General features: G+C 36.0%; 8 protein-coding genes. 3 read left to right on the top strand and 5 right to left on the bottom strand.

From position 1 onward, the window contains the following. Positions 1 to 19 precede the first annotated feature (19 nt). The 3 genes from ACJTDF_RS02285 to ACJTDF_RS02275 all read left to right on the top strand — a co-directional run bounded on the left by ACJTDF_RS02285 (position 20) and on the right by ACJTDF_RS02275 (position 3,019). A complete protein-coding gene (locus ACJTDF_RS02285) occupies positions 20 to 454 on the top strand; it encodes an HIT family protein (RefSeq protein WP_407965961.1) in 435 nt (144 codons plus the stop codon). Positions 455 to 1,362: 908 nt separating this feature from the next. Continuing rightward, a complete protein-coding gene (locus tag ACJTDF_RS02280) occupies positions 1,363 to 2,712 on the top strand; it encodes a D-alanyl-D-alanine carboxypeptidase (protein WP_407965960.1) in 1,350 nt (449 codons plus the stop codon). A 31-nt stretch (positions 2,713 to 2,743) separates the two neighbouring features. Then, a complete protein-coding gene (locus ACJTDF_RS02275; RefSeq protein WP_407965959.1) occupies positions 2,744 to 3,019 on the top strand; it encodes a hypothetical protein in 276 nt (91 codons plus the stop codon). A 382-nt stretch (positions 3,020 to 3,401) separates the two neighbouring features. Here ACJTDF_RS02275 and ACJTDF_RS02270 read toward each other — a convergent pair whose 3' ends face one another. The 5 genes from ACJTDF_RS02270 to rpoB form a co-directional block, all read right to left on the bottom strand. Beyond that, on the bottom strand, positions 3,402 to 4,799 hold the full coding sequence (locus ACJTDF_RS02270; protein WP_407965958.1) for an L-serine ammonia-lyase: 1,398 nt from the start codon (positions 4,797 to 4,799) through the stop codon (positions 3,402 to 3,404). 319 nt (positions 4,800 to 5,118) lie between these two features. Beyond that, complete coding sequence (locus tag ACJTDF_RS02265) at positions 5,119 to 5,805, bottom strand: nitroreductase (protein ID WP_407965957.1); 687 nt, start codon at positions 5,803 to 5,805, stop codon at positions 5,119 to 5,121. An 856-nt stretch (positions 5,806 to 6,661) separates the two neighbouring features. Continuing rightward, complete coding sequence (locus tag ACJTDF_RS02260) at positions 6,662 to 7,048, bottom strand: MerR family transcriptional regulator (RefSeq protein WP_407965956.1); 387 nt, start codon at positions 7,046 to 7,048, stop codon at positions 6,662 to 6,664. A gap of 464 nt (positions 7,049 to 7,512) precedes the next feature. Further along, positions 7,513 to 11,724, bottom strand: coding sequence for a DNA-directed RNA polymerase subunit beta' (gene rpoC / locus ACJTDF_RS02255; RefSeq protein WP_407965955.1), 4,212 nt, complete (start codon positions 11,722 to 11,724; stop codon positions 7,513 to 7,515). A 169-nt stretch (positions 11,725 to 11,893) separates the two neighbouring features. Continuing rightward, entirely contained in the window at positions 11,894 to 16,042 is a 4,149-nt protein-coding gene (gene rpoB / locus ACJTDF_RS02250; RefSeq protein ID WP_407965954.1) for a DNA-directed RNA polymerase subunit beta, read from the bottom strand. Between the last annotated feature and the right edge of the window lie 125 nt (positions 16,043 to 16,167).

Raw genomic sequence — 16,167 nt, 5'->3', positions numbered from 1 at the left:
CTATAAAAGGAAATGCTTCATGCAACAAGTTTATGATAATAATAATATTTTTGCTCGATTAATTCGTAATGAAATTCCATCTATTAGAGTTTATGAAAATAAAGATGTTATTGCATTTATGGATATCATGCCTCAAGCGCAAGGTCATACGCTAGTTATTCCTAGAAAAAGCTGTAGAAATTTATTGGATGCAGATCCTAAAATATTATTTCCAGTTATTAAAGCCGTTCAAAAAATTACTAAGGCAGTAAAAAAAGCCTTTGAAGCAGATGGAGTAACAGTTATGCAATTTAACGAAGCAGCTAGTAAACAAACAGTTTTCCATCTTCATTTCCATATTATACCCCGTATGGCAGGAGTAGAGCTCAATGCCCATACTGATACAATAACTCCCACAAAAGTACTTGAAGAAAATGCAAAAAAAATCCGAGCAGCTCTTTTAACACATCCCTAAATTATAGAAGTTCTTCTGATACGTTTTTGACAGAAATAAATGAAATGCTATCAACTTTTCCTATTAAAAAAACAAACATACTAGAAGGTGAAGCTTTAGCTGCAACTTCCCTTCTCCTCTATCTAATTTGGAGATAATTATACTGATTGTATTACCATTTCATAGTTTACCAAATAAAATTTCATCAGTTATTATAAAATCAGCCATGTTAAAATTGGCTTTTCGATTCATCAATTGTGTCTTAAACTGAAAAATAGATTTTTGCATAATCTAACTGATAATTATGCAATATATTCTAATAAATTCAACAGCTTATTATATTATATTTGAGTTATAAGCATTAGTTATCATGATTTAAATATACAACAATCAAATTTCCTTATTATTCTAGTCTGTCAACTAACTATAATATACTATCTACAACAAAATATTAAATAATTTTGGATGAGCTTTCTTGAGCTCATCTAATAATACGACTGTGTAAAATTTTGATCAATGATATTTAAAAAAACAAATATGATATAATTTAGATCTTTAAATTTATTGAATAATATGATATCTAACGGTAAAAGTCTGTTTATTGCTTCCTCAATTTTTTTACCTTTTTTATCATGTATATAATATAAGATTGGTATTCTATTTTTTATATCATTATAATCTTATTATTTAGCACACTTCCCTATTTTTTATGAATTTCAAAACAGCTATTGTAATGTGATTGCACATAGAATAAAAGCCTTCCCTAGCTGCTAGATTCTTTATACTTAGATTAAAGTGGGTATAAAAACTCATAAAATGGTGCTTATAAATAAATTAGTAATATCATTCGTTTAAATTTATATAAAATCAAATAAACTAAAATGAAAATATTAATAAAAATTTCTTAGCATAAATAGGATGTTATTTAAGTGTATATCAACTGGCGAAAAATTGTACATTGCTATAAAAAAGTAGGAATTTCACTTACTGTTTTAGTCATTTCTCACTCTTGGGCAGTAGCCACTCCTAAAGAAGCTTATCCCGATAAATATGCAGCTATTGTTATAGATGCAAATACAGGAAAAACATTATTTCAAGCTAATGCAGCTTTGAAGCGTTATCCTGCTTCTTTAACAAAAATGATGACAGTATACATGATCTTTGAGGCTATAAAAAACGGTCGTATAACACCAAATACACCCATTCCTATTTCTAATTATGCAGCAACACGCCCACCAACAAAAATTGGTATTAAGGCAGGACAAACAATTTCTATAGAAGCTGCTACTAAAGCCCTTATTACAAAATCAGCAAATGATGTAGCTGCTGCTATTGGTGAATATCTTGGTGGAAGTGAACAAAAATTTGCTCAAATGATGACAATAAAAGCGCGCAAACTTGGCATGAAAAATACTCGTTTTGCCAATGCTTCAGGCCTCCCCGATACACGTAATTATTCTACAGCACAAGACATGGCTACTTTAGCATTAGCCTTACGCAAACATTTTCCGGAACAATACAAGCTATTTAAAACAACACATTTTACATTTCGTGGACAGACAATTAATAACCACAATACACTAATCAAAACAATAAAAGGTGTTGATGGAATTAAAACAGGCTATACGCAAATGTCAGGTTCTAATTTAGCAACATCAATGCGTATCGATGGACGTTCTATTGTTGCTGTCGTTATGGGAGGAAAGTCATCTACCACACGTAACATTCATATGGCTAACTTATTGAAGCAGTACTTACCAAAAGCAAGTCGTATAGAGACTAATAAAAATTTGGTAGCTACTACCCACTATAAATTACCCACTGTATCTGCAACACCTATACCTATTATAAAAGATAATTTAATTAATTCTGATGATGAAATTTCTAGCCTTTTAACAGCACTTGCAGAACAATCTAATGATCCTAATACAGCTGTAGCCGCTGTAAATCAAGTTATTATACCAATTCCTAATCCTCACAAAACTAAAACTGTCAAAATGAATAAAGTTATTTCTGCTTCTTTATCTAGCAACAGTGGATGGGCTGTGCAAATAGGCTCTCTTCCTAGTGAAAAGCAAGCTAAGCTTATGCTTGCAAAAGCAACAAATGCCGCTCATTCTACTCTACAACATGCATCTCCACATATGCAACCCTTTGAAAAAGATGGACGTCATTATTATCGCGCTCGATTTATTGGCTTTCCATCAAAAAAAGCTGCACTTAATACTTGTACTGCTTTAAAGAAAGCAAATTTTAACTGCTATACTGTAGCTTATTAAAAATTTTGAATTCTACGTTAAGGATAGTGCTATGACACATAATGCTACTACCCCATCTAAAAAAGAAAAGCTTTTAAAACAACCCTCTCTTCTTTCATTACGATCTCTTCATGAAGCTGCAACGAAACTAGCTAATTTAAAACATAACTCAACTACATTGAATACTCATTCTCTTGTCAGCCTTTTCATTTGCCAAACGACTCGAAATCGTCGCTTAGCAATGCCTTCTGTACACATCCACTTACGTGTTGCAAGTAAAACTGGCAGTGTACCTGTTAAACTCCGCTTAGGAGCAACAAATAAATAAATAACTATAACCAAATTTCAGAAAAATATTTTATAAATAATATTGAATATCTGTGATTTTGAAAATTTGAATAATCATTGTCTTAAAATCTATAAAGATTATGCTAAAAATCCTCATTTATGGCTCAATACCTTTTATTACCAGTTTTAAATAATATTATTCTTAAAAGAAAAGTTGAAAATATTATATTTCCTTAATCTATTAAAGCTAATTGTATTTTTTATTATCAGAAAAGAAAATCCTATAAAGACTAACAACCATATGCAGTATTATTTTTAAATAACTTAAAAACTTTCTTCACCAGTACATTACTGCTTAAGTAAAGCACATATATTATTGAATTTCTTGACTAGATTGATGCCTACCCTACGCACTAAATCATTTAACAAGATAAAACATTCAGCGCAAGACCACCCTTGCTTGTTTCTTTATAACGCTCACTCATATCATGTCCCGTCTGACGCATTGTTTCAATACAAGTATCAAGAGAAACAAAATGGCTTCCATTGCCATGTAAAGCAAGAGAAGAAGCTGTTACAGCTTTAACAGCACCCATTGCATTACGCTCAATACAAGGAACCTGAACAAGACCAGAAACTGGATCACACGTCATACCTAAATGATGCTCAAGAGCAATCTCAGCTGCATTTTCAATCTGCGCTGGCGTGCCACCCAATGCAGCTGTCAATCCCGCTGCCGCCATAGCAGACGCCGCTCCAACTTCACCCTGACAGCCAACCTCAGCACCAGAGATAGAAGCATTATGCTTAATGATACCACCTATAGCTGCTGCTGTTAACAAAAAATTATGTATTCCCTCTCTATCTGCACCATCATGAAATTGAGTATAATAGTGTAAAACAGCGGATACAACACCAGCTGCACCATTTGTTGGAGCTGTAACAATACGACCACCAGCAGCATTCTCTTCATTCACTGCCATAGCATATACAGAAAGCCAATCATTTGCTAAAAGCGGTTTATTGCAATTTTTTTTCTGGTCCTCCAATAGCTTATCATGAAGTTTTTTAGCTCGCCTTTGGATACGTAATCCACCTGGTAATTCACCTTCTTGTAAAAGCCCCCTATTAATACAATTTATCATAGCGTAAAAAATCTCATCAAGTGCAATATTAAAGGCAGCACGCTCCATTTTTGTTTCTTCATTTATACGCTTCATTTCAGCAATTGAAAAACCTGAAGTTTTTGCCATTGATAACATTTTATCGGCCGAATCAAAGGGATATGGCACCTGTGATATTTTTAATTTTGTATTATAATCTGCACGATTTAATTCATCTTCGGTTACAACAAAACCACCACCAATAGAATAATAAACCTGCCGTAAAAGAACATTTCCTTGGGCATTAAGCCCTTCAAATGCAAGACCATTAGCATGTCCAGATAAAACCTTTTTTCTCTCAAAAATGAGATCACTTTCTAAGTCAAAGCGATAAACAGGATGGCCTTCGGGCCACACTTTTTTTTCACGTTTAACTTGTTCAAAAAGTAATTCCATACAATCAAGATCAACAGTAGAAGCTTTTTTCCCTAAAAGTCCTAATACAATAGCCCTATCGGTAGCATGACCTATTCCTGTAAAGGCTAATGAACCATGAAGATAAACCCGAATATGAGAAATCTTAAGATGAGATAGCTGAGAAAGATTTCTTACAATAATCTCTTGCAAAAACATATTAGCAGCTAACATTGGACCCATTGTATGAGAACTAGAAGGACCAATGCCAATCTTAAAAATTTCAAAGACAGATAAAAACACCGCTCACCTCAAAATCAAACGCGGATCTTGAGTACACGTTTTTCATTCAAACTAAATTGTAAAGTAAACAAGAAAAATAACAGCCACAAACATGAACGTAGCACGTCTTGCTACCGTCCAACAATCCTTTTCTACAGCGTTTTCCATATCTAATCCTTAAGGAGTAAATAATAACCCAAAACAACCCCACATCTCACTATATGAAATATAGTAAAATAAGCGTTAATACGCAATATTAAAATAAAATATAAAATGAGAAGTCTCATAAAACATTTTGTATCATGTTTTATTCTATACTCAAACAAATAAACAATGCCTACTAACACGACTGAACAAAACGCACAAAATTTTTGATCGGTTCACGCTCAGTCTCAAAATTATTCTCTGGAGCATTTGAATCACGATAACCAAGAGCCATACCACAAATAAGACGCTGTTCGGAAGGTACTGACAAAAGTGCACATAATTGCTTATGATAATCAGCAAACGCAGCTTGGGGACACGTATCTAATCCAAAGCCACGTGCAACTAACATAATGGTTTGCATAAACATACCCAAATCAAGCCAACTGCCAATCTCCATGTCTTGATCCATCATAAATAAAAGTCCAACAGGCGCACCAAAAAATGAAAAATTCCGTGCTTGTTGGTGAATTATCTTTTCCTGCTCATCTTTTTGAATTCCAAGACTTTTATAAAGATCCAAACCAATTTTTCTACGTCGAGAAAGATAAGGCTCACGCCATTGGCGTGGATAATATTGATATTCACGCTCCCCTTTTACACCCGATAATACCAGTTGTGAAAGTTCCTCTCCGACTTTCTGCAATGCTTCCCCTGTCAAAACAATCACTTTCCAAGGTTGAAGATTTGTTCCAGATGGAGCCCGTGCCGCAAATGTTAATATTTGCTCGATTACTTCTTGCTTAACAGGTTGATCAATGAAAGCTCGAATTGATTTTCGTGATAAAACGGATTGAAAAACATCAACAATAGAATCCTTCATTGTTTTTACTTTCTCTTATATGAAAGATAATTTAAATACCGTTCTTCTTTTTTCCTTAATGAAACAAAATGAAAAACTCTTACACTCCTAATTTAATATCTCCAATCACTGAATAAGGCAAGCTTGTCAAGCACATACTTTACCTGCTAACCCTATCTCTTTTTTTCTGACCTGTTATAGCTTTCTCTCACCAACATTATATAAAAACATGATACAATCAATAGATCCTATATTTTAAAAATCATTTTTAGAAACTACACTTTAATGCGTGCTTCAATTGCCTTTTCTTTATAAAAGAGAAAAACTCGCCAAACTTTAACAAAAAATATCAAGGGGAAAATAGCAATGCAGATATCATAATGCATATAAATATCCAATAAAGTATAAAATAACTTTTATTATTACAGCACTCAACCGCATAACATGTTCTTATCATAACATCACAAAGAACTCATTAAGACTACAGTAGTTTAAAATTATCAATAAAACCAATGATATATATTTCTAGAAATCTTATTTTATTTAACAATTGAAATTATTAATTGCAAAAAAATATGCTTGTGTAGAAAAAAATAAAGCACAAGGCAAAATATATTGTACCAAACATAAACAGAAATATGGTATCTCTTGAGCGCTTATTATTTACATTATTTTGCGTAAAATCCCATCATAAAGTATGATGATTAAAATTACTCAGCCCAATTTTGAGTTTAGTGCTTCTCAATCCAATTTTTGATATTTAGTGTTTTAATTTTACACGTGATTTCTTCTTATATCAGTGTAAACACTAAAACACACACCTTCAATTTGAGATAGAATTCTACTAAAATTCTAATCAAATTTATAAAACTGCAAACTAACGATTAACGCCTAATTCAGCTAAACTCTCAAAAAAAGTCTCTTCGATACATTCTAAATCATGCAACAAATCATCAATATCACGCCGCATCTGCTGCAAATCGATACGTTTTTTATTGATATCTGCAATTAATGCTTTAAGTTTTTTTTCATTATCAGGTGGTTTTCTATCTATTACTAATATATTAGATATCTCAGATAAGGAAAAATTAACCCTTCTGGCCTGTAATATTTGCTTCAATTTATAACGGTCCATTTGTGTATACAACCGCTTATACCCATGCCGAACAGGCATAAGTAGTCCTTCTTCTTCATAATAACGCAGAGTCCGAGCAGTTATTGAAAATTCTCGCGTTAAATCATTAATTGAATAATATCCTTGCATGGCTAATATCTGTTCAATAAATCAACTACATTGTTACCTAAAATGTATACGTTCTTTATCAAATCTTAGTTAGGATTTTCTTATTGTTTTCTTTTGAAAGATGAAAAATATAAACTAAAGCAAACTCTCTAAAAAGAGTAGCTTTTTATCCGATAATCTGCTCTTTTCATCTTATTTCTTGAAAGATAATAGTTAATTACATCTATTTTATAGATCTCTCAATTTTCAATATACCCAAATAAATTTCTCTTCTTAATTACCTAAATATCGCAAACTTATAGTAAAATAATAAAAATACCGAATACTATAATTAAAAATCTTATTTGCATCAAAATTTCTTAAATCTAAGATTACCTTATAAAATTTACAAAAACACACTTATCAGAAATGCTATTCTGAATCTTAAAGCCTAAAAAACGCCTAATTTTCTTCAGGTGCTTCACGTCATTTTTTAGCATTATTAATCATTCTACAACATTACTAGCTGTCATATTTGTTAACATAGCTTTCGCAGCTTCGCCATCACTGGATTTTCGGCGCTCATTCATAATCAAATCATCACGAACAGTAGCAATACGACGAATTTGGGCAATCGCACCACCTGTACCTGCAGGTATAAGCCGACCAACAATAACATTTTCCTTAAGTCCTTGCAGAGTATCAATTTTTCCTGAAACTGCTGCTTCAGTGAGCACACGCGTTGTTTCCTGAAATGATGCTGCTGAAATAAAAGAGGGTGTCTGAAGAGACGCTTTTGTAATTCCAAGAAGTATAGGATTACCTGCTGCAGGTTTTTTACCTTCCGCAATTAGATTATCATTGATTTCATCTAGCTCAATGCGATCAACATGATCACCTGAAATATAACCAGAATCACCAGATTCCGTAATTTCAACTTTTTGCAGCATTTGGCGAACAATCACTTCAATGTGCTTATCATTAATCAAAACACCCTGTAAACGGTAAACTTCCTGAATCTCATTAACAAGATAAGACGCCAAAGCTTCAACACCTTTAATTGCTAAAATATCATGAGGCGCTGGATTACCATCAAGGATATAATCACCTTTCTCAATCTGATCACCCTCTTGCAAATGAAATAATTTACCCTTCGGAATTAAATATTCTATTGGCTCAAGGGATTCATCATGTGGTTCAATGATAATACGGCGTTTATTTTTATAACCACGACCAAATCGAATTGTACCACTAATTTCAGCAATAATAGCATGATCTTTTGGACGACGTGCTTCAAAAAGCTCAGCGACACGTGGCAAACCACCCGTAATATCTTTAGTTTTAGCGCTTTCCATTGGTAGGCGTGCAATAACATCGCCTGCCTTAACATAAGAACCCGGCTCAACAGAAAGAATTGTCTCTACCGACATCATATAACGGGCTTCACCACCTTTATACAATTTAGCAATAGCCTCATTTTTCTTATCTGTATAAATGATAATCGCTGGTTTTAGCTCAGCACCACGTGGGTTAGCACGCCAATCAATAACCAAACGCTTAGTAATACCTGTAGATTCATCAGCTGTTTCAGTAACTGATAAACCATCAACCATATCTTCAAAACCTATATAACCATCAACTTCAGTCAGAACTGGCCGTGTATAAGGATCCCACTCTGCTATACGTTGACCGCATTTTACAACATCACCATCATCAACGAAAATGCGTGCACCATAACTAATACGATGCACAACACGTTCTTTGCCAGCCTCATCCTTAATTATAATAGCCATATTGCGCCCCATAACCACCAAATGGCCTTCAGAATTCCGAACTACGTTACGATTGCGAATTTCTATTGTTCCCTCATAAGACGCTTCAAAATAAGATGAATCAACAACCTGTGCTGTTCCACCTAAATGGAAAGTACGCATTGTAAGTTGAGTTCCTGGCTCACCAATTGATTGAGCTGCAATAACACCAACTGCTTCCCCCTGATTAACTAATGTTCCACGTGCTAAATCACGACCATAGCACTTAGCACAAACACCAAGACGCGTTTCACATGTCAAAGCAGAACGTATTTGGACAGACTGAATTCCTGCCTCTTCAATCTTAGCAACATCAGATTCTTCGATCATTGCACCACCTTCAAGAATAACTTCACCAGAAACCGGATGCAAAATATCAAGAAGTGCCGTACGACCAAGAATTCTCTGACCAAGAGAAGCAACAATTTGTCCTGAATCAACAATTGGCTGCATAGTAAGACCTTTTACAGTACCACAATCAACCGCTGAAATAATAGCATCCTGAGCAACATCAACAAGACGCCGCGTTAAATAACCAGAGTTAGCAGTCTTTAATGCAGTATCAGCAAGCCCTTTACGTGCACCGTGAGTTGAATTGAAGTATTCATTAACAGTCAAGCCTTCTTTAAAATTAGAAATAATTGGTGTTTCAATAATTTCACCCGATGGCTTTGCCATCAAACCACGCATCCCAGCCAACTGCCTCATCTGATTAGCAGAACCACGAGCACCAGAATGCGACATCATATAAATTGAATTCATCTGACGTTTACGACCTGTTTTAGGATCAAATGCAACTGCCTGAATACGCTTCATCATCTCATCAGCAACACGATCTGTACATTTACCCCAAGCATCAACGACTTTGTTATATTTCTCACTTTGGGTAATTAAGCCATCACTATATTGTTGCTCATATTCCTTAGCAAGAGCTTCCGTTTCTGCTACTAAACGAGATTTACTATCAGGAATAACCATATCGTCTTTACCAAATGAAATTCCAGCACGACAAGCATGAGAAAAACCAAGCTGCATAATACGATCACAGAAAATCACTGTTTCTTTTTGCCCACAGTGTCTATAAACTTGGTCAATCATTTTAGAAATATTCTTTTTAGTCATTTCTTGATTAACAATATCAAATGAAATATTCGGATTCTTTGGTAAAAGTTCACCAATAATTAAACGACCAGGCGTTGTATCATAGAGTTTGGAAACAATTTCACCATCTTTATTAAGATCCTTAAAACGGCCTTTAATTTTCGTATGCAAAGTGACAATTTTATTTTCTAAAGCATGATGCAACTCACCCATATCTGCAAAAGCCATTCCTTCACCCGGTTCTTTTTCAGAAACAATTGAAAGGTAGTAAAGACCAAGAACCATATCCTGTGATGGAACAATAATTGGTGCACCATTAGCTGGATGAAGAATATTATTGGTTGACATCATCAAAACACGAGCTTCAAGCTGTGCTTCAAGAGAGAGAGGGACGTGAACAGCCATCTGATCACCGTCAAAATCCGCGTTAAATGCTGTACACACTAACGGATGAAGTTGTATAGCCTTCCCTTCAATCAAGATAGGTTCAAAAGCCTGAATTCCTAAGCGGTGAAGCGTCGGTGCGCGATTCAGTAACACAGGATGTTCACGAATAACCTCATCTAAGATATCCCAAACTTCTGGATGTTCTTTTTCAACAAGCTTCTTGGCTTGCTTGACAGTAGATGAATAACCCTTTGCATCAAGTCGCGCGTAAATAAAAGGCTTAAATAACTCGAGAGCCATTTTTTTCGGAAGACCACATTGATGTAATTTCAATTCAGGACCCGTTACGATAACAGAGCGACCTGAATAATCAACACGCTTCCCAAGTAAATTCTGACGGAAACGTCCTTGCTTACCTTTTAGCATATCTGAAAGGGATTTTAATGGACGCTTATTTGCTCCAGTAATCACACGCCCGCGACGACCATTATCAAATAATGCATCAACGGCTTCTTGCACCATACGCTTCTCATTGCGGACAATAATTCCAGGGGCACGTAACTCAATTAACCGCTTTAAACGGTTATTCCGGTTAATAACACGTCGATAAAGATCATTCAAATCTGATGTCGCAAAACGACCACCATCTAATGGAACTAATGGACGCAAATCCGGTGGGATGACTGGAATAGTCTTCATAATCATCCACTCCGGTTTATTGCCAGATTCAAGAAAATTCTCAACGATCTTAAGTCGTTTAATCAGTTTTGCCTGTTTTAATTCTGAAGTTGTTTCAGCTAATTCAGTACGTAAATCATTTGCAATTTTATCCAACTCCAGCCCTGCGAGAAGCTCATAAATAGCCTCTGCACCTATCATAGCTGAAAATTGGTCCTCCCCAAATTCATCAACAGCAAGCATATATTCTTCTTCTGATAGAAGCTGATGTAACTTAAGAGAGGTCAATCCTGGTTCTGTAACAATATAATTCTCAAAATAAAGAACTCTTTCGATATCTTTTAAAGTCAAATCTAAAAGAGTAGAAATACGACCAGGTAATGACTTAAGGAACCAAATGTGAACTACTGGAGCTGCAAGCTCAATATGCCCCATACGTTCACGACGTACCCGTGAAAGAGTGACTTCTACACCACATTTTTCACAGATAATACCCTTATATTTCATACGTTTATATTTACCACATAAACATTCGTAATCTTTAATAGGACCGAATATACGTGCACAAAAAAGACCATCACGCTCTGGTTTAAATGTCCGGTAGTTGATAGTCTCTGGCTTTTTAATTTCACCATATGACCAAGACAGAATCTTCTCAGGACTCGCAATTGAAATACGAATAGAGTCAAATGTCTGCACTGGTGCCTGAGGATTGAAAAGATTCATGACCTCGTGGTTCATGCTGTTCTCCTTCAAAGATTCTAAAACTAGCCACAATAGCTTTTTTCTTTGTTAAAGCTTTATTTAAGACCTGTTTTCATTTTTTAAATATTTTTCCATCTAATAGAAATTTCTCTATTATAATTTTATAAAAAATCAGAGCACACTACTTTAATATGCTTCCTCAAAATTAACCTTCTGAATCAGATAATTCTCGTTGCGCAATAAGTTCACGCGCATCATCAAGCTCTACATTAAGACCAAGAGAACGCATCTCCTTAACTAATACATTAAAGCTTTCAGGAATACCTGCCTCAAATGTATCATCACCACGAACAACGGCTTCATAAACTTTTGTTCGACCAGCCACATCATCCGATTTAACCGTTAACATCTCTTGCAAAGTATACGCAGCACCATAAGCTTCAAGCGCCCAAACCTCCATCTCACCAAAACGCTGACCACCGAATTGAGCTTTACCTCCTAACGGTTGCTGTGTAACAAGTGAATAAGGTCCAATTGAACGCGCATGTATCTTATCATCAACAAGGTGATGCAATTTAAGCATATAAATATACCCTACAGTCACTGGACGATCAAAAGCCTCTCCAGTACGACCATCATAAAGCGTCACTTGTCCTGAACTATCTAAGCCTGCATCTTCCAACATCATATTGATATCAGCTTCATGAGCTCCATCAAAAACAGGCGTCGCAATCGAAACACCATTCTTCATCTGAAGTGCTAACTTAAAAATACTTTCATTATCATAATGGCGAACTGGTTCATTCCGGTCATCATCAGGGATAAGATTTTCAATACGTTGACGCAAAGGCAATATATCTCCGGTTTCCTGATAAAGCTCTATTAAATCACCAATTTTTTTACCCATACCTGCACACGCCCACCCAAGGTGTGTTTCAAGAATTTGACCAACATTCATACGACTCGGCACCCCCAAAGGATTCAAGACAATATCAGCATGCGTTCCATCCTCAAGAAATGGCATATCTTCTACTGGAAGAATACGTGACACAACACCTTTGTTACCGTGACGCCCTGCCATTTTATCACCTGGTTGAATTTTGCGCTTCACTGCAACAAAAACTTTCACAATTTTCATAACACCAGGAGGCATTTCATCGCCTCTTTGAACTTTTTCAACCTTATCCATAAAACGACGTTGCAGTGCTTTTTTTGATTCATCATACTGCTTATGTAAAGCTTCAATTTCATTCTGAAGCTTCTCATCTTCAACAGCAAACTGCCACCACTGATACCGTGGATACTGCTCCATCACTGTACTATCAAGAGTCTTCCCTTTAGGAAAACCTTTTGGACCTTCTATCACAACCTTGCCTGTTAATATATCTGCGAGACGAGCATAAACACTTCGATCCAAAATTGATTGCTCGTCATCACGATCTTTAGCCAAACGCTCAATTTCTTCACGTTCAATTGCCATTGCACGCTCATCTTTTTCTACACCATGGCGATTAAAAACACGAACCTCTACAACAGTACCAAAAGTTCCAGGAGGCATTCGCATAGAAGTATCACGAACATCCGAAGCTTTTTCACCAAAAATCGCGCGTAAAAGCTTTTCTTCCGGCGTCATTGGACTTTCGCCCTTTGGTGTAATTTTGCCGACTAAAATATCACCAGGATGGACTTCTGCACCAATATAAACAATACCAGCTTCATCAAGATTTCTTAATGCTTCTTCTGCAACATTAGGAATATCTCGGGTAATTTCTTCTGGCCCAAGCTTTGTATCGCGTGCTGCAACCTCAAACTCTTCAATATGAATCGAAGTAAATACATCATCAGCAACAATACGCTCAGAAAGTAAAATAGAATCTTCATAATTATAACCATTCCAAGGCATAAACGCCACAAGAACATTTCTCCCAAGAGCTAAATCACCAAGATCTGTAGATGAACCATCTGCAATAATATCGCCTTTTTCTATCCGATCTCCTACACGTACGAGAGGACGCTGATTAATACAGGTAGACTGATTGGAACGCTGAAATTTCTGTAAACGATAGATATCAACACCAGACTTTGAAGGATCTAAATCCTCTGTTGCACGAATAACAATACGCATTGCGTCAACTTGATCAACAATACCACCACGTTTTGCACCAATAGCAGCACCTGAATCACAAGCAACTATCGCTTCCATACCTGTGCCAACAAGAGGCGCTTCTGCACGTAAAAGCGGAACTGCTTGACGCTGCATATTAGATCCCATCAATGCACGATTTGCATCATCATTTTCCAAAAATGGAATAAGTGCAGCAGCTACAGAAACCAACTGTTTTGGTGAAACATCCATCAAATCTATGTGATCACGCGGTGCCATTAAAACTTCACCAGCATGACGACAGACAACAAATTCTTCTGTAAAACGTCCTTCTGTATCCAATGAAGAATTTGCCTGAGCCACATAGTGTTTTGATTCTTCCATAGCAGAAAGATAGATGACTTCTTTCGTCACCTTACCATCAATAATTTTGCGATATGGACTTTCAATAAAACCATACTTATTAACTCGAGCGAATGTTGCTAAAGAATTAATCAGACCAATATTTGGCCCTTCCGGTGTTTCAATCGGACAAATACGACCATAATGCGTAGGATGCACATCACGCACTTCAAAACCTGCCCGCTCACGAGTTAAACCACCTGGACCAAGAGCAGAAAGACGACGCTTATGAGTAATCTCTGACAATGGATTAGTTTGATCCATAAATTGCGATAATTGTGAGGATCCAAAAAACTCGCGAACTGCAGCAGCAGCTGGCTTTGCATTAATCAAATCCTGTGGCATAATCGTATCAATTTCAACCAACGACATACGCTCTTTTATTGCGCGTTCCATACGAAGTAAACCAATCCGATATTGATTTTCCATCAATTCTCCAACCGACCGAACACGACGATTGCCAAGATTATCAATATCATCAATCTCACCACGACCATCACGCAATTCAACTAACATCTTAACAACGGCAAGAATATCTTCTTGGCGCAAAACGCGAACTGTATCTGGACAATCAAGGCCCATACGCAAATTCATTTTAACGCGCCCAACAGCTGAGAGATCATAACGCTCTGGATCAAAAAACAATGAATGAAACATAGCCTCTGCTGTGTTAATTGTTGGCGGTTCACCTGGACGCATTACTCGATAAATATCAAATAGAGCATCCTGCCGGCTTTCATTTTTATCTATTTTTAAGGTATTACGAATGTACGCACCAATATTCATATGATCAATATCAAGAATATTAATCTGATCAGCACCAACATCAGACAAAATCTTTAATGTTTTTTCGTCAATTTCATCTCCAGCTTCAAGATAAATCTCACCTGTTTGATAATTTACGATATCTTCTGCAAGGTAGGCCCCCAACAAATCATCTTCACTAATTTCAATTGCTTTTAGACCTTTTTCTTCTAAAAGCTTTGCAGCACGAACTGTTAGTTTTTTACCAGCTTCAGCTACAACTTCACCGCTATCTGCATCAACAAGATCAGAAACGAGTTTCATGCCCTTAAAACGATCAACTGAATAGGAAATACGCCACCCATTCTTGGTACGTTCATAAGAAATTTTATTATAAAATGTCGATAAAATATCTGATGCATCCATACCCAATGCCATTAAAAGACTGGTCACTGGAATCTTGCGCCGCCGATCAATACGAACATAGACAATATCTTTAGCATCAAACTCAATATCAAGCCACGAACCACGATAAGGAATCACACGAGCCGCAAAAAGAAATTTACCTGATGAATGGGTCTTCCCTTTATCATGATCAAAAAAGACACCAGGAGAACGATGCATCTGCGAAACAATAACACGTTCTGTACCATTAATAACAAATGTACCATTATGGGTCATTAAAGGCATATCACCCATATAGACACCTTGCTCTTTAATATCCTTAATATCTTTTGAACCAGTATCTTCATCAACATCAAAGACAATTAAACGCAATATCACCTTTAATGGTGCTGCATATGTCAAATCACGTTGATGACATTCTTCTACATCAAATTTAGGTGAATCAAATTCGTAACGAACAAATTCAAGCATAGCTGTACCGGAAAAATCCGAAATAGGAAACACCGATTTAAAAACAGCCTGCAAACCTTCATCTAAACGCCCACCCTCCGGTTCCTCAATCATAAGAAATTGATCATATGAAGCTTTCTGAACTTCAATAAGATTTGGCATTTCTGCTACTTCAGGAATCTTACCAAAAAATTTGCGCACACGTCTACGACCATTAAATTGGGACATCATCGCTAAAGTCTGAGCCATTGTTGCTCCTCGATCTTTACTGCTCAAGGTAGACTAAACCTTGATAGCTCCATGTCATCAGCCTGCATATATACAGACCAGCTCATTTGATACCCTTTTAAGTATCACTTACATTTTATATACCT

Source organism: Bartonella bennetti, from assembly GCF_045945445.1.
Lineage (GTDB): Bacteria > Pseudomonadota > Alphaproteobacteria > Rhizobiales > Rhizobiaceae > Bartonella.
This window is presented reverse-complemented; position numbering and strand designations above follow the sequence as displayed.